The 21,111-nt window shown below is 62.6% G+C and carries 18 protein-coding genes and 1 pseudogene; 3 read left to right on the plus strand and 16 right to left on the minus strand.

Features of this window, described 5'->3' with window-relative positions; all coding sequences use genetic code 11:
- Nucleotides 1-18: 18 nt before the first annotated feature.
- The 3 genes from AC0L28_RS15275 to AC0L28_RS15285 form a co-directional block, all read right to left on the minus strand.
- A complete protein-coding gene (locus AC0L28_RS15275; protein ID WP_473478399.1) occupies nt 19-1,167 on the minus strand; it encodes a phosphotransferase enzyme family protein in 1,149 nt (382 codons plus the stop codon).
- A 168-nt stretch (nt 1,168-1,335) separates the two neighbouring features.
- Nucleotides 1,336-2,004, minus strand: a complete 669-nt coding sequence (locus AC0L28_RS15280; RefSeq protein WP_473478604.1) for a haloacid dehalogenase type II — start codon at nt 2,002-2,004, stop codon at nt 1,336-1,338.
- Nucleotides 2,005-2,196: 192 nt separating this feature from the next.
- A complete protein-coding gene (locus AC0L28_RS15285; RefSeq protein ID WP_473478606.1) occupies nt 2,197-3,282 on the minus strand; it encodes a LysR family transcriptional regulator in 1,086 nt (361 codons plus the stop codon).
- On the opposite strand from AC0L28_RS15285, the gene AC0L28_RS15290 reads away from it, so the two are divergent.
- From AC0L28_RS15290 to AC0L28_RS15300, 3 genes are read left to right on the plus strand one after another with little or no spacing between them, the layout of a single operon-like run.
- Nucleotides 3,169-4,320 carry a four-carbon acid sugar kinase family protein gene (locus tag AC0L28_RS15290; RefSeq protein WP_473478402.1) on the plus strand — a complete coding sequence of 384 codons (1,152 nt, stop codon included), beginning with the start codon at nt 3,169-3,171 and terminating at the stop codon, nt 4,318-4,320. The two genes, AC0L28_RS15285 and AC0L28_RS15290, sit on opposite strands and share 114 nt — an antisense overlap.
- A 3-nt stretch (nt 4,321-4,323) precedes the next feature.
- Nucleotides 4,324-5,316 (plus strand): 4-hydroxythreonine-4-phosphate dehydrogenase PdxA, encoded by a 993-nt coding sequence (pdxA, locus tag AC0L28_RS15295; RefSeq protein WP_128172502.1) that lies wholly within the window; start codon nt 4,324-4,326, stop codon nt 5,314-5,316.
- 18 nt (nt 5,317-5,334) lie between these two features.
- On the plus strand, nt 5,335-6,033 hold the full coding sequence (locus AC0L28_RS15300) for a 4-hydroxythreonine-4-phosphate dehydrogenase (protein ID WP_473478405.1): 699 nt from the start codon (nt 5,335-5,337) through the stop codon (nt 6,031-6,033).
- 108 nt (nt 6,034-6,141) lie between these two features.
- On the opposite strand, the pseudogene AC0L28_RS15305 reads toward AC0L28_RS15300, so the two are convergent.
- The 13 genes and pseudogenes from AC0L28_RS15305 to AC0L28_RS15365 all read right to left on the minus strand — a co-directional run.
- Nucleotides 6,142-6,355, minus strand: a pseudogene (locus AC0L28_RS15305) (ISAzo13 family transposase); the annotation flags it as partial.
- Between the two features lie 175 nt (nt 6,356-6,530).
- Nucleotides 6,531-7,985, minus strand: coding sequence for an aldehyde dehydrogenase family protein (locus tag AC0L28_RS15310; RefSeq protein ID WP_473478408.1), 1,455 nt, complete (start codon nt 7,983-7,985; stop codon nt 6,531-6,533).
- On the minus strand, nt 7,982-9,256 hold the full coding sequence (locus AC0L28_RS15315) for an NAD(P)/FAD-dependent oxidoreductase (RefSeq protein ID WP_473478411.1): 1,275 nt from the start codon (nt 9,254-9,256) through the stop codon (nt 7,982-7,984). The genes AC0L28_RS15310 and AC0L28_RS15315 overlap by 4 nt, the downstream gene beginning before the upstream one ends.
- 61 nt (nt 9,257-9,317) lie before the next feature.
- Nucleotides 9,318-10,487, minus strand: coding sequence for an alanine racemase (locus AC0L28_RS15320; RefSeq protein ID WP_473478414.1), 1,170 nt, complete (start codon nt 10,485-10,487; stop codon nt 9,318-9,320).
- Between the two features lie 19 nt (nt 10,488-10,506).
- Nucleotides 10,507-11,325 carry a GNAT family N-acetyltransferase gene (locus AC0L28_RS15325; protein ID WP_473478416.1) on the minus strand — a complete coding sequence of 273 codons (819 nt, stop codon included), beginning with the start codon at nt 11,323-11,325 and terminating at the stop codon, nt 10,507-10,509.
- Nucleotides 11,326-11,626: 301 nt separating this feature from the next.
- Entirely contained in the window at nt 11,627-12,934 is a 1,308-nt protein-coding gene (locus AC0L28_RS15330; RefSeq protein WP_091590903.1) for an NAD(P)/FAD-dependent oxidoreductase, read from the minus strand.
- 210 nt (nt 12,935-13,144) lie between these two features.
- Complete coding sequence (gene tdh, locus AC0L28_RS15335) at nt 13,145-14,179, minus strand: L-threonine 3-dehydrogenase (RefSeq protein WP_473478418.1); 1,035 nt, start codon at nt 14,177-14,179, stop codon at nt 13,145-13,147.
- Complete coding sequence (locus tag AC0L28_RS15340; RefSeq protein WP_473478609.1) at nt 14,179-15,366, minus strand: glycine C-acetyltransferase; 1,188 nt, start codon at nt 15,364-15,366, stop codon at nt 14,179-14,181. The genes tdh and AC0L28_RS15340 overlap by 1 nt, the downstream gene beginning before the upstream one ends.
- Nucleotides 15,367-15,404: 38 nt before the next feature.
- On the minus strand, nt 15,405-16,349 hold the full coding sequence (locus AC0L28_RS15345; RefSeq protein ID WP_287122247.1) for a homoserine kinase: 945 nt from the start codon (nt 16,347-16,349) through the stop codon (nt 15,405-15,407).
- Nucleotides 16,350-16,382: 33 nt separating this feature from the next.
- Nucleotides 16,383-17,804 carry a threonine synthase gene (thrC, locus tag AC0L28_RS15350; protein ID WP_473478420.1) on the minus strand — a complete coding sequence of 474 codons (1,422 nt, stop codon included), beginning with the start codon at nt 17,802-17,804 and terminating at the stop codon, nt 16,383-16,385.
- 64 nt (nt 17,805-17,868) lie between these two features.
- The gene (locus AC0L28_RS15355) at nt 17,869-19,179 is read right to left on the minus strand and encodes an NAD(P)/FAD-dependent oxidoreductase (protein WP_473478423.1); all 1,311 of its coding nucleotides are present in this window, start codon (nt 19,177-19,179) and stop codon (nt 17,869-17,871) included.
- Between the two features lie 57 nt (nt 19,180-19,236).
- On the minus strand, nt 19,237-20,115 hold the full coding sequence (locus AC0L28_RS15360; protein WP_473478426.1) for an ABC transporter permease: 879 nt from the start codon (nt 20,113-20,115) through the stop codon (nt 19,237-19,239).
- A gap of 35 nt (nt 20,116-20,150) precedes the next feature.
- Nucleotides 20,151-21,101 carry an ABC transporter permease gene (locus AC0L28_RS15365; RefSeq protein WP_473478428.1) on the minus strand — a complete coding sequence of 317 codons (951 nt, stop codon included), beginning with the start codon at nt 21,099-21,101 and terminating at the stop codon, nt 20,151-20,153.
- Nucleotides 21,102-21,111 lie beyond the last annotated feature (10 nt).

Below are 21,111 nucleotides of genomic sequence, written 5' to 3' on the forward strand. Positions count from 1 at the left end.
CGAGCGAACCGAGATGCGTTACGGCTGAAACGACGACATTGCCGCCAGGACGGCTGCCTCGCCCGATGCGACACCAAGAGGCGCCAGGATGGAAAGTCCGTGCTCGGCACGCGAGACATTCTTTTTGATGTATTGGGCATCGGCCGGAAAAAGGTGGGACCGCCAGTAGTTGACCAGGATCAACGCGCTTTGTCGCGCCCGCATCAGTCCGACGAGCAATTTTGCTTCCAGTGCCGAAAGTGCAATGACAGAGGCATAGCCGGCAATAAGATGCTCGGCTCCACCCAAAGGAAGTGTCGAATCCCCTACGACGTGACTTGCTGCGATCGCCAGGTCCTGGATCCTGGGGCTCCAGCAGCCATCGCCGAAATCGATAAAACCCATTCCCTGGCCAGTCACCATCATGTTGAATGGGCTGGGATCATTATGCGTTACCTGCCACGCCACATCAGAGATTTGTGGCTCAACGAACTCCGCATACTCCGCCATCGCGACGCGTACGCTCTCGGCAATGCTCCCGGATGGCAGGTATTGCTCCAGTTCCATCAACCTCGACCAGCAACCGACATGCCAAAGAACGGGACGGTGAGCCGCGGGCACACTGACCAGCTCAAGAGCCAGGTCCAGCCGGGCGAGAGCGCTGCCGGTTCGAAAAAGCAGGTCGGGAGTTGGCGTCGCCTGGTGCAGCGGAATGCCCTCGATCCGGGTCTGCAAGTACCCGCATGTCCCCTCTTGCTCGAACATCCCCTCTTGCTCAAACATCAACGCGCCGCTGGTCGTGCGGAGCACTTCGGGTGCAACGAAGCCCGTGAACCCTTGCAATCCGGCCATGGCGGCGGTTTGAAAACGAAAGCTGTCGACCGCCTCCGCTGTTGCCGACGTCTTCAGGATCAACCGGCGGCCGTCCGACAGGTTGACCTCAATGGTGCGCTCAACCTCGGAGGACAATGTCGCGATCGATCCCGTCAATCCGTAATGGCGCTTCAGCAGTGCCGCCGACATGTCCGGTTCGGAAGCGCCCGGCCGCATCGCCAGGCTTGCGGCGGCAGCGCGAAAATAGGCTTCGGTTGAAGCTGCCGCGTAAGGCAGATGGTCGCATCCTGCCGTCATGGAGCCATCGAGTTGACCAGCTTCCTCATCGGGGACCAGATCACCATAAGCGCCCAATTCGAAAGATCCTCGCCTGTTGGGGACGGTTGTTCTTCATGCTTCGACAGATGGAGCGCTCCAGCGATGACGCCCCGCAGTTCCATTTCTCGCGGTATGTCAGACTGCATCGCTGGCCGCCCTCGAAATGGACGCAGTGCTCTGCGGGTCTCCGGCCTATCCTCGCCCTCAGAGTCCGAAAACGCCCGGTAGCTGCGTCACGTCACGGATTTCGGTGTATTCGTAAAAGGGGTTGGCCGGCTCGTGGCTGCGATTGACCCAGACCTTGCTCTTGATCCCCAGATCATAGGCGGACATCAGGTCGTGGCGGAAAGACGAGGACACATGCGTGATATCCTCCGGGCCGCAGCCCAGCATGTCGAACATGTATTCGAACGCCTTGAAGTGCGGCTTGTAGGCACCCGCCTCTTCAGCGGTCAAGACGGCATGAAAGGGCGCACCGAGCTTTGCCACGTTCGACGGAATCTGGGCCACCATGGAGTTCGTCAGGGTGACCAACGGAATTTCCTTGGCCAGTTTGGCCAATCCCTCGGGAACGTCCGGATGCGGCCCCCAAGTCGGGATGCGGTTGTAGATCGTTTCGGCGTCTTCGGCACGGAATGCGACGCTGTTGCGGCGGCAGGTGCGTTCCAGTGCGTTGTGAACGACATCTGCATACGGCTTCCAGTCCTGCAGCACCTCGTCGAGGCGGTAGCCCTGGAAGTTTCTGATGAATTCGTCCATGCGCGGCCCATCCAGAAGATGACCGAACAGGTGCCTGGCGGCTTCCGCCATTTGGAAATTGATGAGCGTGCCGTGGCAATCAAACGTCACGTATTTCGGCCGGAAGCAATCCATGTCCTTGGTTCCTGTCAATCTGCCCTATCAGCCGAGCATAATCGCAGGCGTCCGGCAGAATGTGCGGCAATGCATGGTCATTCAGCACAAGGCCCTCCGGTCGACCGCCAAACCAGCACGCCCTTTCGCAGCGCTGTCTCTTTCGCCCCGCCTGAGCCGATACGGGCGCAAAGGCGACCTTATTTTCTTAGTTTAGCTGTTCTCAAGCACCTGCCGCTTGAACGATGTCTCGGACTCTGCGGTCAGCCAATCGCGCAATGCGGAGAGGCCGGTTGAAACAATGATCGACTTCGGATGGATCAGGCCGTAGTCCGTCCCGTCGCAATCAAAGCCGAGTGGTGCTTCCAATCGCCCATTCGCGACGTCATCCGTTGCAATCGCCTGGGGGGCAAGAGCAACGCCAAGACCACCCAGGGCCGCTTCTGCCATCAGGAAATGATGATCCAGCAATCGGGTCGTTCGAGGACGCGGCGCGTCCATGTGCGCGTCGAGCCACGCTTCCCAAGCATCCGGTCGCGTCCGTGATCCGAGCGCCACATAGTCGCCACTCTCGAACCGCTTGCGCAGGGATGGCAGCATGACCGGACCGACGCGCTCGGGCATCAGCCTGATGATGGTCCATTCCGGGTCCACCGGAAAATCGAGACGGCGGATCGCAAGCGTCACCCGGTCACGCGCGAAGTCGAGCCCTCCGCCGCCGGTCGACAGATGCACCTCGACATCCGGGTATCGATCCTGAAACCCAGACAGGCGCGGGATCAGCCAGCGCATCGCCAGCGAGCGCTCGCAGGACAAGATGATCGGAATGGGCGTCGAGCTGGATCTGATCTCTGCCAAGGCATCAGTGATTAAATGGAACGCCTTGCCGGTCGCCTCCGCCAGCTTCGCGCCATCGGAGGTCAGACGCACCCCGCGCCCGTCCGCTTCGAGCAAGCGCAAGCCAAGATCGGCGGAGAGTTTGGAGACGCGACGGCTGACTGCACCATGCGTCAGAGCGAGTTCGGCCGCCGCAGTACGCACAGACCCCAGACGCGCCACTGTTTGGAAGGCACGCAGATCGTCGAGTGAAGGTACTTCAGAGCGCTTCATTGGTGATTTCATATCACCATAAATCGTCAGATCATATCGATATTCGGTTCCGACCGTTCTGCTATTCTCACCGACATGAAGCAGACCACATCTCTCCTCGTCGGGATAGTCGCCGACGATCTGACCAGTGCTACCGACGGCGCGGCCGCCTTTCTCGCGAGAGGCTTTGCACCTGTGATCAAGCGACAGGTCGACGGCGCGGAGAATGGAGCGATCGCTTCGATCGATACCAACAGCCGCGCCTCCGACATCTGGCAGGCGACAAGGGCTATCGCCTACGCTGTGTCGGCCCTCTCGAATGCCCGCCTTCTGTTCAAAACGATCGATTCGACCCTGCGCGGCCATATCCGCGAGGAAGTCGCCGCCGCCTTTCGCGCCAGCGGCCGGAGCAGGCTTGTCATCGCTCCAGCCTTTCCCGAATCGGGGCGGCTCACCGTCGGCGGGATCCAGACGGTGAACGGCATCCCTGTGAGTCAAACCGTCTACGGCCGTGATCCAGTCCATCCCGCAGGCACGTCGGACATTGCCGATCTGGTCGACCCGTCCCTAGGGATACCGATCATTCTCGCAGCAAACAGTTCCGGCGATGCGGCGACGAACGCATCCATTCTGATCCTCGACGCCGACAGCCAGGACGTACTGAACCGGCAGGTCGCCAGCATCCCCAATCCTGAGACTGTTCTTTGGGTGGGCTCTCCTGGTCTCGCCATCGCGCTGGCATCGCTGGTACCTGCCGTGCCGGATGGGCCCACGGCAACCGGCCAAACCGCCGGGCGGCTGGTGATCGTCGCAGGAAGCGCCAATCCGGTGACGCGCGTCCAATGCGAGACCTTGCGTGTACGAGGCGTTCCCGTCGTCAGCGACCTGGCCGACGCACCCAGCGACGCCCGTGTGATTTGCCTTCGGGCACCGCTGCAACGGCAGGAGAATGCCAGCGCGGTGATGACGAACCTCGCCGGACAAGCAGCCGCAGCGGTCGCCCGGCGCGACTATGACGCGGTGATCGCCACCGGCGGCGAGACGATGGCCGCGATCCTCGACCGCCTCGGCATCAACGGGTTCCTTCTCACCCGCGAGTTGGAGCCCGGCTTTCCGGTTGGCCGCGCCGAACGGGCGGATGGAGAGCCGCTCACCATCGCCATGAAGGCGGGAGGCTTCGGCTCACCCTCTGCACTCCTTGATGCCGCCCGCGACCTGCTGGCAAACCGCTTTCACGAAAGGCTCTGATCGATGACCGCCCATGACGCTCCTCTCGCCGTGACCATGGGTGATCCCTCCGGCATCGGCCCCGAGATCATCGCAAAAATGTATCTCCGTCGACCGGACAAGCGACACTGGATCGTCGTCGGTGATCCGCTGGTGATGACCCACGCCCTTTGCGCACTCAATTCTGATGTGCGGATCCGGCCGATCGCCTCCATCGATGAGACCGTGCTCGATGACGGAACCCTCAACGTGCTTTGCTCCTCGCAGCTTTCCGCCCTGCCACCGGTCAGGCAGGTTTCGGCCGTCAGTGGACGCGCGGCGTTCGACGCCATCGTTGTCGCGATCGGACTGGCGCGGGACGGTTGGGTGGGCGGCATCGTAACGGCGCCGATTCACAAGGAGGCCCTCGCAGCAGCCGGTTTGCACTATCCCGGCCACACCGAAATCCTGGCCGATCATGGCGGGGCTCCCAAGGTCGCCATGATGCTGGCGAACGAGGACATTCGCACGGTCCTCGTCACCATCCATTGTTCGCTGTCCGAGGCGATCCGCAAAGGCGATTTCGCGGCGCAGATGGATGCCATCCGGTTGGCCGATGCCGGTGCGAAGGCGCTCGGCATCTCCCATCCGCGCGTCGCCGTCGCCGGCCTCAATCCGCATGCCGGCGAAGGCGGTCTCTTCGGAGACGAGGAAATCCGCATCATCCGGCCGGCGATCGAGGCGGCCCGTGCCGAAGGTATCGACGCCTCCGGCCCATGGCCAGGCGACACCGTGTTCATGCAGGCCCGCAAGGGCCGGTTCGACATCGTGGTCGCCCAGTATCACGACCAGGGTCTCATCCCGGTCAAATATATGGGCCTCGACCATGGCGTGAACGTCACGCTGGGCCTGCCATTCGTGCGCACCAGCCCCGATCACGGCACCGCCTTCGACATCGCGGGGTCCGGCGTTGCCGACCCCTCCAGCCTGGAGACCGCCTTCGACTACGCCCTTAGGCTGAAGGCCTCCCTCCCCTAACCAGAAAGCCGTCATCCCATGACCCAATTCGACTTCATCTTCATGCTGACACGCAACGACCGCACGGTGACCGACGCCGCCGTCCACGCCGAAACGGCGCTCGGAGCCGGAATCCGCCACATCGGCTTCAAGGACATCGGCCTGCCGCTCGACGCGCTTGCCGCCCTCGCCCGCCAGATCCGCGAGGGCGGAGCCAACACTTATCTCGAAGTTGTATCGCTCGACCGCGACAGCGAGATCCGCTCGGTCAAGGCGGCGATCGACCTCGGCGTCGACTTTCTTCTCGGTGGCACCCATGCCGAAGACGTGCTGCCGCTGCTGGAAGGGACGCCCATCCGCTACTATCCGTTTCCGGGTCGCATCGTCGGGCACCCGAGCATTTTGGAAGGATCTCAGGCCGAGATCGTCAACAGCGCCGTCGCGCTCGCCAGCCATCACGGTGTCGCCGGTCTCGACCTTCTCGCCTACCGTTCGGCAGGCAATGTGCCGTCTCTGATCGACGCTGTGTGCCGGGCCGTGCCCAAGCCCGTTATCGTCGCGGGATCGGTGGACCGGCCGGATCAGATCAAGACCATTCGCAACAGTGGCGCAGCAGGATTTACCGTCGGCACCTCCGCGCTGGACGGCCGGTTCCCGGCGGAGGGTCCCGCACTGGAATTCCAGCTGCGGGCGATCTCGGCGTGCCTCGAAGGACATCAAGAGAGCGTGGGAGGTTAGTCCTGGTCAAAATAATCACAAATTGAACCCAGCACGGCGGAGCTTCGCGCAATCGAGGAAGCTCCAGACCAGAGTTCTCTGCCACTCCATTCGATCGCATAGACAAACGCCCTGTCGACGCACCTGCCCGCGCGCCGTCGCAACATCGAGGTCTTTGATGCCACGCCCGATCGTCGAACGGGCCAGACCGGTGATCTCAGACACCACCGCAAGCCCACAACCCGCAGCACGAGCCTCACTCGCAGCGAATACCCGGCGGCCACGCTCGTCCGCTTCGAGCGGTCCGCCTCCACCGCTGCTCGATTCCGCGTCGGTCGATCATGCCCGATCGGTAACCCACAAAGCGACCGAATAGAATCGCAACCTGATGAGTCAAACCGACGCAGACGTCACCAAATCCGATTCAGTCATCAATCGACATGTTCTAACTGATTACCGATCCGCTCAGCCTACAGGCGTAGACGGCAGCTGCGCCCTCTGCGCCAGGCGAATGTCGCCTAGAAATAGCCGAGGATGGATTTGACCTCGAGGTACTCCAACATGCCTTCGATGCCATATTCGCGTCCGTTTCCGGACTGCTTGAAACCGCCAAACGGGGCGTGCGGGTCCCAGGCGGGGTAGTTGAGATGAACCTGACCGGCGCGGATCCGCGAGGCGACGTCCCGGACGGCGCCCATATCCGTGCCCTGCACATGGGCCCCCAGGCCGTAGACCGTATCGTTGGCGATAGTGACGGCCTCCTCGACTGTGTCGTAGGGGATGATGCACAGAACTGGCCCAAAAACCTCTTCCTGGGCAATGCGCATGCCTGTGCGCACGTCGGAAAAGATGGTCGGCTTGACATAGAACCCGACGCTCAGATCGTCCGCGCGACCCGACCCGCCGGTGAGGAGCCTGGCGCCCTCTGAAATGCCGACGCCGATCATGGTTTGGATGCGGTCGAACTGGGAACGGTTGGCGATTGCACCGTGAGTGGTGGTTTCCGAAAGCGGATCGCCGACGATGATCTGGGCTGCGGCCCTCCTGGCGATTGCCTCGATCTCGGACAGCCGCTCGCGCGGCACGATCATGCGCGTCGGCGCGCTGCATGACTGGCCGAGATTGCGGAAGGCGGCGGCTACGCCCCGTGAAACGGCACGGTCGAGATCGGCGTCGGGCAAAATCACGTTCGGCGACTTGCCGCCGAGCTCCTGCGACACGCGCTTGACCGTCGGCGCGGCGGCCTGGGCCACCGCGATGCCGGCACGGGTGGAGCCGGTAATGGAGATCATGTCGACATCCCTATGGGAGGCGAGACCCATACCCACGCCTGGGCCGTCACCATTGACGAGGTTGAAGACACCGGCAGGGAAGCCGGCTTCCTCAATCGCCTCGGCAAACAGCAGCGCGTCCAAAGGAGAGAGCTCGCTTGGCTTCAGCACGACCGTGCAGCCTGCGGCGAGCGCCGGCGCAACCTTGGCGGTGATCTGGTAGAGTGGCCAGTTCCAGGGCGTGATCAGGGCGCAGACACCGATCGGTTCGTGGGTGACGGCGGTGTGGCCGCGCTGCTCGACGAAGGGGAAGGTTTTCAGGACATCGCGAGCGACTTGCACATGGGCGATCGCGAGCGGCACCTGCGCGGTGCGCGCATATCCGATCGCCGCTCCCATCTCGAGGCTCAAGCATTGCGCAAGCAGTTCATTGCGCGCTTCGAGCAGCGCCTGCAGGCGATCAAGCAGACCCGCGCGGTATTCCGGCCTGGTACGGCTCCAGGTGGCGAACGCCCGGCGGGCCGCTGCAACGGCCGCGTCCACATCCCAGCTGTTTCCGAGCGGAAACCGGGCCACGACCTCTTCGGTGGCGGGATTCACGACGACGCTCTGGGCGGTGCCCCTCGGCTCGACCCATTGACCGTCGATGAAGAACTTGTCCAGACGGCCGTTGCGGGACAGGTGTTCGAGGGGCGAGTTCATGTGACAAGGTCCTTCACGCGGTAATAGGCGCCGAGGATCGGCAGGAACCAGGGACGCCCGAAATAACCAGGAATCGCCGGCCAGTCGAAATCCTTCCAGGGGTTCAGGTCCGGACGCCCGTCCATGACATCGGCCATGATGCTGCCCATCAGCGTCGACATATGGGTGCCGTGCCCGCTATAGCCCATCGAGTAGTAAATTCCGTTGCGCTCTCCGGCACGCGGCAGCCGGTCGCGGGTCATGTCGACCATGCCGCCCCAGCAGTAGTCGATGCGGATGTCGGCCAGTTCCGGATAGACCTCGACCATCGCCGCTTTCAGGATCCGGCCGCTCTTCTCGTCGGACTGCGGGTTGGATACTGCAAACCGGGCCCGCCCGCCGAACAGCATGCGATTGTCCGGCGTCAGCCGCCAATAGAAAACGAGATTGCGCGTGTCGACGACATTGCGTCGGGTCGGCATCAGGCGCTCGAGTTGCGAAGACGACAGCGGTTCCGTCACGACCAGGAAGGCGCCGACCGGCACGATGCGGCGGCGGATCCATCCGAGCGGACCGACCTGGGAAATGCCGCTCGCCAGCAGGACCTGCCGCGCGACGATCTTGCCTCGCGGCGTCTCGACCTCATGCCCGTCGGCGACCTTGCGCAGAGCCATGACGGGGGCGTTTTCATAGACCTCCGCGCCGCGCCGCGCCGCCGCGGTCGCCAGCCCCCTGACGAACCGGCCGACATGCATGCTGGCACTCTTGGGAAACAGCAGCCCGCCATAATAGCGGTTGGTGCCGACTTCGTCTCGCAGGTCGGCGCGCGCGATCATCCTCGTTCCGGGATCGACATTTGCCGCCAAGAGTTCCTGGCTGCGCGCCAGCACGTCGTAGTGCTCGGGCTTGGCGGCAAGCTTCAGCTTGCCGACGCGGGAGAAGCTGCAGTCGATCTTTTCTTCCTGCACCAACCGCTCGACCATATCGACGCCGGCGTCGAAAGCCTTGTAGAGGGCGTTTGCGGCCGGCTTGCCGTGCTTGCCGGCCATGATTGCATAGTTCTGGGCAAAACCGTTGTTGCACATCCCGCCATTGCGGCCGGAAGCGGCGTTGCCGATCGTTTCGGCCTCCAACAGTGCAACCCGGGCGCCCTTTTTGGCGAGGGCAAGCGCCGCGGAGGATCCGGTCAGGCCGCCGCCCACAACCGCCACATCGTAGTGGCCTTCGAGCGGTTTGGACGCGCCCTCATTGAACGGCTGAGAGGTATCCAGCCAATAAGATGTAAACTTCATGATTGCACCACCAGTGCGTCAGTTTGCACGGGCGCCATGCAAAGCGTTGCGATTGCAGCCCCTACCATCCGCGGATCCGCTCCCAACGGGCTTCGATCCGGGGACTGTCCCCGTTGACGACGCTGTAGAAGTGGTGCTGGGCGGCCATCGCGCAGGCATGGTTGGGCAGAATCCGGACCCGAGCCCCGAGCGGCAAATCGGGCATGGACTTTCCAGAACCGGCACGAATGGCGAGGATACCGTGTTCCTGGCTGGCCTGCGCCACGATCACATCTTCAAGCACCCGCCCCTTTTCATCGCAGACCACGCCGTAACCCTGGTCGACCTGCTGGTTTGCGGTTCCGCGGTCGCGCGAAAGCGCCATCCAGCCCGCGTCGACCAGCACCCATCCTTTTTCCGGCTTGGACCCGATCACCGTGGCCAACACGGAAATCGCGATATCGTCGAGACGGCAGACCCCTACCCCGTGCTGGACGAGATCGAAGAACATGTAGACCCCGGCGCGCAGCTCCGTGACGCCTTCGAGGTTCTCGGCGAAGTGCGCCGTCGGCGTCGAGCCGAGGCTGACGATCGGGCAGGCATGGCCGTGGGCGCGCAAAGTTTCGGCGGCGCGCACGGTGGCCGAACGCTCGTCCTCGGCTGCCATGACCAGCGCATCGGGCGTGCTCAAGCCATAGGACTCGCCGGCATGGGCGAGGACGCCGACCAGGTTGGCGCCAGCTGCGACGATCCTGTCGGCCACATCGAGCAGCTTGGGATCGTCCGGCTTCAATCCGCCGCGATGGTCGTCGCAGTCCAGTTCGATGAAGACGGACGGCGTCACACCGATGGCTTCGCGTACACCGGCCAGGGCGTCGGCCTGCTCCACGGAATCGAGCAGCAGCTTCACATCAGCGCCGGTGCGGCGACAAAGCTCCATGGCGCGGACGGCCGACGCCGGCGACATGCCGACTGCATAGGTGATGTCGCGAAAGCCGTGGCCGGCGAAATACTCCGCCTCGGCGATGGTCGAGACCGTGATCGGGCCGGGTTCGCCGGGGAACACATGTCGGGCGACGTCGATGCTTTTGGCCGTCTTCATATGCGGGCGCAGCACTACGCCAAGCTCTCTGGCATGCTCGGCCAGACGCTGGATGTTGCGCTCGATCCGCCCCCGGTCCAGAAGCAGCGACGGGGTGATGAGGGCATCGATCGTTTGTGCCGCCTCACGGATATTTACATTCGTATCCATCGCTCTCCTACCTCATTCCTCAACCGAACGACTGATTTGCCAAGGCATACATGCCGGCCGTCCCGTCTGAGACGGCCCGTAGCCCCTTGACCATCGCGATCACAGCACCGACACGCGCGAGGCCCAGGCTATCCAGCCAGTCGCCCGATCCGTGTTCGGCATAGACGTCGATGCGCACGAATTGGCCGTGTAGCGTCGCAAGCTGCGCCAGGATCAGGAGCCGCGCGTCCTGGGCGCTTTCGGCTGCAACAGGGCCGACCACGTAGCCGCGGCCGAACCGCCTGGCGATGGCGTAGCCTGCAATCCGCCCCGCGCGTTCGATGACCGAAACATTGCCAGCATCAGCGAGCGCAGCCACCATCGACGGCCGGGGCATGCCTGTCGCCCGCTCGTCGAAGGCCTGGATCGCCGCGAGGTCGGAGACCGTCGCCTGACGGATGTCGTCGCGCGCACCCTGCGTCACGGCAACGGTCAGCGGGCCCTGGTGCTGAACCACCGTACCCCAGGCATTGAAGCCGCGTCGCTTGTAGAGCGCGAGCCCCTCTTCCGTCGAATTGAGCAGCACGTTGCGCCCGTCCGTGGCCTGAAGCAACCCGTCAAAAAGCCGGGAGCCGTTGCCGCCGCCTTGCGCGGAGCCGGTGACTATGATCATCCCGGCAGTGGCATAGGCCTGTCCGTAATTCCAGGACATGGCAGTGCCGATCACCTGTCCTGCCCGCTCGAGGACCAGCCCATTGCCGAACTTCACGGCAAATTCCCAGTCCTCCTGGCGATAAGGCCAGCCCATCTCCTGCGACAGCTTCAGCGCGCCCGGCACATGGCGGGTCTCGAATTTCATCAGCTCGGTCGGGGCGCTGACGCTATCCCTGTCATGATCAACGGCCATAGGTGCAACGCTGTCGCTTGATCCAAAGTCACATTTGTAGTCAGACCTTAGAGTGGCGTCCGGCGGGCAGATTTCGCTGCTGTTATGCCCCTTCAATTCAGCGGGATCATTCGTTTTGAGCCGTCCGTCGGCATGCCATATGGCGCAAATCGGGCGAGGAATGCGGCAAGACCACTCGGGCGTCGTCAGGCGAGGTGCAGTGCAGACCTCGGCGGCATCTTTCGGTCGCAGCCTGCCACGCGCCTGACCAACCTCAATGCAATTTGAGACGCGGACGGACAACCCGGTTGACATGGCCGACCAGGATAAGAGCCAGGCCCTTGATCCAGCCATGTATGGCCACCAGGTGCATGCGGTACAAAGACACGTAGATCATCCTGGCGAGCCGCCCTTCGATCGCCATCCGCCCTCCGACGAGATTTCCCATCAAGCTGCCGACGGTGGAAAACCGGCTCAACGACACGAGCGAGCCCTTGTCCCGATAGACAAATGCTTCCGGCGTTTCCCCGGCAATCAAGTGAAGAATGTTGCGATAAGCGGTCGATGCCATCTGGTGGGCGGCCTGAGCGCGTGGCGGCACCGGGCCGCCCGCCCCTTCCGGCTTGAAAAAGCAGCAATCGCCGATAGCGAAGATGCGCTCGTCCCGGCTCGTTTGGAGGGTGGGAAGGACGACAAGTTGCCTGCTGCGCGCCACCTCAAGTCCGTCGAGCTCTCCCAGAATATTTGCCCCCTGCACTCCTGCAGCCCAGACGCAAATATTGGCGTGTATCTGCTCCCCGGTAGCACACCTCAGTCCCTGTTCCGTTGCTTCGGATACAGCCGTGTTTGCGAGCACCCGGACGCCGAGGGCCTCAAGTTCCTGATGCGCGGCCTTTGCTAAAGCTTCTGGGAGAGCCGGAAGAATCCGCGGCCCGGCCTCTATCAAAGTGACCCTCAGCCGGGTCTCGTCGAAGACTTCCAGGCCATAATGTCTGAGAGATGATGCAGCATTGTAGAGTTCAGCAGCGAGTTCGACGCCTGTCGCACCGCCACCTACGATAGCTATATCAACAAAGGCGTCGTCGGTTGAATCAGCTGACATTGTCCTGGAAACTCGAAGACAATGATTCAACAACTTCAATCGAAAGCGATCCGCTTGGTGACGGTCTTCGAGGAAAAGGCAATGATCCTTGACTCCGGGAGTGCCGAAGTCGTTTGAAACCGACCCGATTGCGATAACGAGGTAGTCGTATCGGAGCCGATGTCGACCGACCAGTTCCGACCCGTCATCGTCGAATATCGGTGCCACTGTGACCTGCCGCGCGGTGCGATCGATGGCCTCCAGCGACCCGTAGAAGAAGCGGTAGCCCCAACGGTGCCCGTGGCCGCGGTAGCCCACTTCGTCAAGATTTGCGTCGAGTGATCCGGCCGCAACCTCATGGAGCAGCGGCTTCCAGACATGGGTGTGGTTCCGCTCGACAAGAATGATATCGAAATCCTTGCGGCCGAGACGTGCTCCGAGCCGGCGCACGAGTCCAAGACCTCCAGCCCCACCGCCAACGACGACAATTTGGGTCTTCATTCGTGCTTGCCCGGTCCGTAGCGGAATGCTTCTCGACATGACCAACCGCCTGTCAGCGGCTGGTGCGCCGGATGGCAATCAAGTCCTGGATTCGATAGCCCTGAATGATAAAGAAGCGTCATCATCGCCCTCACGAACTCAAAAATCGCGCTATTCCCGGACGTTCACGCCGCGAATGGCGAGCCCTGTAGTCCAGCCCCAAGGCCGCCCTCACCAATCCATGACAACCTTGCCGGAATTGCCGCTCTTCATCGCCTCGAAGCCGGAAATATAGTCGTCAACGCCGATGCGGTGGGTGATCAGGCCGCCGACATCGAGCGGACCCTGCACCAGCGCGATCATCTTGTACCAGGTCTCGAACATCTCGCGGCCGTAAATGCCCTTGAGATGCAGCATCTTGAAGATGACCTTGTTCCAGTCGATCTCGAAGCCGGTCGGCGCAATGCCCAGAATGGCGATCTTGCCGCCATTGTTCATGGCGTCGATCATGTCGCGGAAGGCGGGTGCCGCACCCGACATTTCGAGACCGACGTCAAAACCTTCGGTCATGCCGAGCGCCGGCATGACATCGCGCAGCTTTTCCTTCGACGCGTCGACGACATGCTGGACGCCGAGCTTTTTCGCCAGCGCCAGCCGCACCGGGTTGATGTCGGTGATGACCACTTTTCGCGCACCGACGCACTGCGCCACCAGTGCAGCCATGATGCCGATCGGCCCAGCGCCGGTGACCAGCACGTCCTCGCCGACCAAATCAAAGGACAGTGCGGTGTGAACCGCATTGCCGAGCGGATCGAAGATTGCGGCGATCTCGTCGGGCACATCGTCGGGGATCGGCACGACGTTGTGCTGCGGAATCGCCAGATATTCACCGAAGGCGCCGGGCCGGTTGACGCCGACGCCGAGCGTGTTGCGGCACAGATGCCCCCTGCCCGCCCGGCAATTGCGGCAATGGCCGCAGACGATGTGGCCCTCGCCCGAAACACGCTGGCCGATCTTGTATTCGGTGACCGCCGCGCCGAAGTCGGCGACCGTGCCGACGAATTCGTGGCCGGTCACCATCGGCACCGGCACGGTCTTCTGCGCCCACTGGTCCCAATTGTAGATGTGGACGTCGGTACCGCAGATCGCGGTCTTCTTGATCTTGATCAGAACGTCGTTCGGGCCGATTTCCGGCACCGGCACTTCTTCCATCCAGATGCCCGGCTCGGCGCGAGATTTAACGAGTGCGCGCATCATGTTGGACATCAGCCAATCACTCCAAGTTCGCGGCCTACCTCACCGAACGCAGCCACAGCCCGGTCGATATCGGCGGTCGAATGGGCGGCCGACATCTGCGTCCTGATGCGGGCCTGGCCCTTGGGCACGACGGGGAAGGAAAAGCCGATCACGTAGATGCCGCGCTCAAGCAGCATGTCGGCCATTTGCGAAGCCAGCGAGGCATCGCCGATCATCACAGGAATGATCGGGTGGTCGGCTCCGGCCAGCGTGAAGCCCGCGCTTTCCATGTTGGCGCGGAAGCGCGAGGCGTTGTCGTAGAGCCGGCGGCGCAAGCCGCCGCCCTGCTCGATCATATCCAGCACCTTCAGCGAGGCCCCGGCGATCGCAGGCATCAGCGTGTTGGAAAATAGATAGGGCCGCGAGCGCTGGCGAAGCCATTCGACCACCGGCCTGCTCGCCGCCGTGTAGCCACCCGAGGCACCCCCCAGTGCCTTGCCGAGCGTGCCGGTGAGAATATGGACCCGGCCCTCGACGCCGCAATATTCCGGCGTGCCGCGGCCGTGCTCGCCGACGAAACCGACGGCGTGGCTGTCATCGACCATCACCATGGCATTGTGTTTTTCCGCGAGGTCGCAGACGCCCCGGAGATTGGCGATGATGCCGTCCATGGAAAAAACGCCGTCGGTGGCGATCAGCTTGAAGCGGCTGCCTTCGGCCTTCTTCAATTCCTCCTCGAGCGCCGCCATGTCGTTGTTGGCATAGCGAAAGCGTTTTGCTTTGGAGAGCCTGACGCCGTCGATGATCGAGGCGTGGTTCAGCGCGTCGGAAATGACCGCGTCCTCCTCGGAAAGCAGCGTCTCGAACAGACCGCCATTGGCGTCGAAGCAGGAACCGTAGAGGATTGTGTCCTCCATACCGAGGAAGCTCGATATCTTTGCCTCGAGCTGCTTGTGCTCCTCCTGTGTGCCGCAGATGAAACGCACCGACGCCATGCCGTAGCCGTATCGGTCGAGTGCCTGCTTGGCCGCATCGCGCAAGTCGGCGCTATCTGCGAGGCCAAGATAATTGTTGGCGCAGAAATTGAGCAGCTTGCGGCCGCCGACCTCGATCTCGGACGACTGGGGCGAGGTGATGACGCGCTCGCGCTTGTACAGGCCCTCCGTCTCGATCTGCGAAAGCAGCTCGCCAACGTGGTCTTTGAGAGTCGGTGCCATCGTGCTTCCATTTCCATTGGTGATCTTCGCGGTCTTGCTCATGCGACTTCTCCCCGGAGCACGCGCAACATACGCTCGAAGTGGCTTGGATCGTGTGCTTTGAGGAGTGCAGCTTCCCGGGGCTGGTACAGATCCCAGAGACGCGATAACCAAAAACGAAATGCTCCAGCGCGCTGCATCGCAGGAAGCAATAGGCGTTCGGGTCCAGTGAGCGCGCGAACTGACTCGTACGCGCCGAGAAAGGCGGCAACTTGCTTAGTGTCTTGGCGGCCGGTGCCACTATCGACGCACCAGTCATTGAGGCACACGGCTATATCGAAAAGAAAGGTGTCGCATCCGGCGAAGTAGAAATCGAAGACGCCGGTCAGGTGACCACCTTCAAACAACACGTTGTCGCGAAAGAGATCAGCGTGCACCGGCCCGCTTGGGAGTTCCTCGTAGGTGGAGGACACGGCGATCTGGTTCTGAAAGGCCAGTTCGCTCGTGAGCAGCGAGCGCTGTCCCTCAGATACGCAGCGGCCGACCACCGGCACCACCTCGTTCCACCATTCGAGGCCGCGCGGATTGGCCTGCCGCCGTGGGTAATCGCTCCCGGTCACGTGCATTCGCGCCAGGATCTCCCCGACAGCGCGACAATGCGACTCTGTCGACGCCGTCACGCTCTCGCCAGGAAGCCTGTTGACGATCACGGCAGGCCGGCCTTTTAGTGTGTGAAGGATTTCGCCTCTGACGTTGGCAACCGGATCCGGGACCGGCATTCGCCGCGCCGCAAGGTGCTTCATCAGGTGAAGGTAGAAGGGCAATTGCTCGAATGTGAGCCGCTCGAACAGGGTCAGCACATATTCGCCTGCCTCGGTGTCGACAAAGTAGTTCGTGTTCTCAATTCCGCTCGCGCTGCCGCGAACGGAGTTCGGCTGTCCCAGGCCCAGAGCCTGAAAGAAAGTTGCGACTTCGTTAGGTGACAACTCGGTATATACGGCCATGGCGAAAGAGGTCCCGGTCGTGGAAGCAGCCTTTCAGCAAGCCTGCAGCGTTTCAGCGATGTAGGTCTTCACGGTCTGTGCATCGGCGGGGAGCAGTTTGAACCGTCTCGGCAAACCCTCTATGCCGTCGAACCGTTGCGGAGGAACTGGCTCTCGGCCCAGGGCCTCTCTGATGGTCTCCGCAAATTTGACCGGCAGGGCCGTCTCGAGCACGATCATCGGCACATCCGAAACCGAATGCTCGCGCGCGACCTTCACGCCGTCTGCAGTGTGTGGATCGATCACCGCGTTAAAGCGGTGCCACGCGTCACGGATCGTCTGCAACCGGTCGGCGTGGGTGCTCTTCCCGCTGCGGAAACCAAAATGGTCCGCCGCCTTCCCGAAGGCGGGATCCCCGCTGAGATCGAACGACCCGCTTTCGCGCAGTTGATCGTCGAACAGCGATCTCGTCCGGCTGGCGTCGCGACCGAGCAAGTCGAACACGAAACGCTCGAGATTGGAGGCCTTGGAAATGTCCATGGATGGGCTCGAGGTTTCATAGGTATCCGCCCGGCCCCGCACGCGATACACCCCGGTGCGGAGAAACTCATCGAGCACGTCGTTCTCGTTGGTCGCAATGACGAGACGGGATATGGGAAGGCCCATCATGCGCGCGACATGACCGGCGCAGACGTTGCCGAAATTGCCCGAGGGAACGGCGAAGTCGACTTCTGACGAATTCTCTTCCGTCACCTGAAAATAGGCAGAGAAGTAATACACCACCTGGGCGACCAGCCGGGCCCAGTTGATCGAATTGACGGCGCCGATCCGGTGGCGCCTCTTGAAGTCAGCATCGCCGGACACGGCTTTCACGATGTCTTGGCAATCGTCGAACACCCCTTCGATGGCAATGTTCTGAATGTTGTCGTCCTGCAGGCTGAACATCTGGGCTTGCTGAAAGGCGCTCATGCGTCCGTGGGGCGACATCATGAAGACGCGGATGCCCTTCTTGTCGCGCATGGCATATTCCGCCGCGCTGCCCGTGTCGCCACTGGTTGCCCCGAGGATATTTAACTCCTCACCCCGCCGCGCCAGTTCATACTCGAGCAGATTGCCGAGCAACTGCATCGCCATGTCCTTGAACGCCAGGGTGGGACCGTTCGACAGTTCCGCCACATGGAGACGCGTCTCAAGCGTACGCACGGGCACGATCCTGGCGGTCCCAAAAACCTCGGGCCTGTAGGTCTTTGCACAGATGGCCTTCAGGTCAGCGGGCGGAATATCGTCGATGTAGAGCGACAGGATTTCAAAGGCGAGCACCGGGTAGGACAAGCCCCGCCACCGATCCAGCGTGGCATCATCCAGCCGAGGGTAGACCTCGGGCACATAGAGGCCGCCATCCGGGGCAAGGCCCTCAAGCAGAATCTCGCAGAACTTCCTGCGTTCGGGATGGCCGCGCGTGGAGATGTAGTGCATGTGATGCTGTTCCTTGTCGCCGCAATTGTTCGGCAAGGGTCGAGTGACCGCCACCCTTCGGCCTTCAGCGGCTGGCGCGCCACCAGGCGATACGGTCCTGCAGGGCGTAGCCCTTGATAACGGCCGGCAGGAACCACGGATTGCCACGATAGAGCGGGATGGCCGCAGGCGGTCGGAAATCGAATGCGGTGCGCGCCTGCTCGCCATGTCCCATCAGCTTGTGAGCCGCACGCGTGCCGACCCATGGCGCCCAGACCACGCCCGAACCGCAGAAGCCGGTGGCATAGACCACGCCATCCTTGTCGAAGATCCTGGGCAGCATGTCGCGGTGCATCGCCACATTGCCGAACCAGCTATGCGAAAGACGAACGTTCTCCAGTTCTGGGAAAATTTCGCCCAGCCCGTTGCGCAGACGGAGCGTCGGGGCTGCCGGATCGCCTGCACGCGAGCTGTCGCGCCCGCCGAGCAGGATGCGTCTGCCGTCCGGCGAAGGGCGGTAATAGAAGCCAAGCTCGCGGCCCTCGCCCATCATCATCCGCTTCGGCATCAGGCGCGCCATCACCTCAGGCGCGAGTTCCTCGGTGGCTATGATCCGGCTGCGAACCGGAACCAGCCGACGGCGCAGGAAGGGACTGGCGCCATCCGTGTAGCCATTTGTGCAGACCAGCACCTGGCGCGCCTGCACCGTTCCGGCCGAAGTCGCGACGCGGAACCCGGAGCTATTCCTTTCAATCGAGGTCACGGGCGTGTTCGAATGCACCGCCAGTCCCGAAGCGAGCGCCACCCGCAGGAGCTCGGCGTGGAATTTGGCCGGGTGCAGCCCACCGATGTCCATCCGGACCATGCCGCCGCGATAGAAGTCGGTGCCGACGTAGTTGCGCTGCTTTGCATATGGAACGGCGTAAGATTCGATCCCCAGTTTCCTTGCCAACGCCTCGGCGCCGCGGGCCATCTTCTCGTACTGTTCATATCCGATGGCGCCCTTGAACAGGCCAACCAGTTGAAAGTCGCAGTCGAGCTTTTCCGACTTGATGAAATCGTAAAGGAATTCGCGCGCGACCTTGCCTTCGGCCTCGATCGCCATGGCTTTTTCTTCGCCGAAGCGCCGGGTGATCGTGGCGCAGTCCAGCCGGATGCTCCCGCTGGTAATTCCGCCATTGCGCGACGAGGCCCCCTCGCCCGGATTCATCGCATCAAAAGCTGCAACCGAGCGCCCCTCGCGCGCCAGCGCAAGCCCTGCCGAAAGCCCGGCATAGCCGGCGCCGACGATCGCCACATCAACCGTCCTGGCCAGGGGCTGCAGCGGCAACGGGATGACGGGCGCCGCTTCCCACCAGTAGGGTGTGCTCTTGTCGGCGACTTTGGGCTCTTGCATGAGAGTCACTTCTCGCTGGGTTTTCGGGTGAGGCGCGGGCCGCTTTTGTCGACGAGGTCAGACACGGTCATCCCGCACGTCGAGCGCGTCACGCAGCCCGTCGCCGATGAAATTGAAGCTTGTCACGGCGATGGTGATGGCGGCCCCGGGAATGATCGCCAGCCAAGGCGCACTGTCCAGATACTGCTGGGCGCCTTCGAGCATGTTGCCCCAGCTGGGCAGCGGCGGCTGAATGCCATACCCCAGGAAGCTGATATAGGCTTCCAGGAGGATCGCGTGGGCAACCGTCAAAGTAGCGGCCACGATGATCGGGCCCATGGCGTTGGGCAGGATCTCGCGGAACATGATATGCGCGCCGCTAAGCCCCAGCATGCGCCCGGCCAGCACAAACTCGCGCTCGCGCAATGACCGCACCTCGGCCTCGACAATTCGAGCGACCTCCATCCAGCTGGTGACAGCGACGATCACGGTGACCATAGCCGGGCTCGGCTTCAGTGCCGCGGCCAAGGCAAGCAGCAGGAAGATGGAGGGGAATGACAGGAAGCCGTCGACCGTGCGCATCAGCGCTGCGCCGATCCAGCCGCCGCGGTAGCCGGCGATCACGCCGACGAGCGTTCCGATCAGCGTCGACAGCAGCATGGCAGAGAAAGCCACCAGCAGTGAGGTCCTCCCCGCCATCAGCAGTCGCGCCGCCACGTCACGCCCCAAAGGATCGGTCCCGAGATAGTGGTAGCCGGTCAGCGGCGGTGAAAAGCGGGCGCGCAAATCGATGTAGAGGGAATCATAGGGTAGGAGATGCGGGCCGAAGACGCATGCCAGCGTCAGAAGGGTGATCATCACCACCCCCAGCAACGCCAGATGATGGCTCGTGAAACGACGCACGGTGCGGCTGCGCCACCAGCGGCTTGGTCCTGCATTTGCGACGAGAGCGGTCATTTCGGGTGCCTCCTGTTGGGTGTGAGGTTACGCGCTCAACCCAGACGAATGCGCGGGTCGACGATCGCTACGGCAATGTCTGCGATCAGGTTGCCCAGGATGACGAGGATGGCCGAGAACATCAGCAGTCCCATCACGACCGGGTAGTCGCTGTAGCCTAGGCTGTCCAGGAACAGTCGACCCATCCCCGGCCAGGTAAACACTGTCTCCGTCACCAGCGCGCCGGTCAGGATGCTGGGAAGCTGGACCCCGGCCAGTGTGATCATCGGCAAGAGCGCATTGCCGACGACGTGCTTCATGATGACTCGGCGCTCGCTCAGGCCCTTGGCGCGGGCGGTCTTGACGAAATCCTGGCTGATGGCGTCGAGCGTCGCCGTGCGCATGTAGCGGCTCCAGATCGCGACATGGACCAGCGACAGCACAATGCTAGGCAGGATCAGGTGATGCAGGTAGTTCAGGACCGAACCGTCGCCGATCGTGTACATGTTGCCTGCAGGCAGCCAGCCCAGCTGCAGGGAGAAGATGTAGATGCCGACGAGCCCGAACCAGAAGGTCGGGATCGACAGCGCGACCATGGCTCCGATCGTCGCCATATGGTCGAACAGCGAATAGCGGTGCGTGGCGCCACGAATGCCGATCCAGGTGCCGATGGCGATTGCGATGGCGGTGGACGTCCCCATCAGCAGCAGCGTCGCAGGGACGTGCCGGCCAATCACTGCCAGCACAGGCGCGCCGTCGCGGAAGGAGTGTCCCCAGTCGCCCTGGAGAAGCCGCCAGGCCCAGTCGAAATATTGCACCAAAAGCGGACGGTTCAGCCCCAATTGCTCTTTCAGGCGATCGAGATCGTCCTGCGTCATGCTCGGATCGAGCCCGAATTGCGCCAGCGGCCCCCCCGGCAGCAGGTTCAGGACGAGGAACCCGATGACCGAGACGATCAGGAGCAGGATGAGGCTCTGTGAGAGCCGGTTGAGCAGGAATCCGCGCATTTCAACTCTC

This window comes from Mesorhizobium sp. WSM4847 (assembly GCF_055811335.1).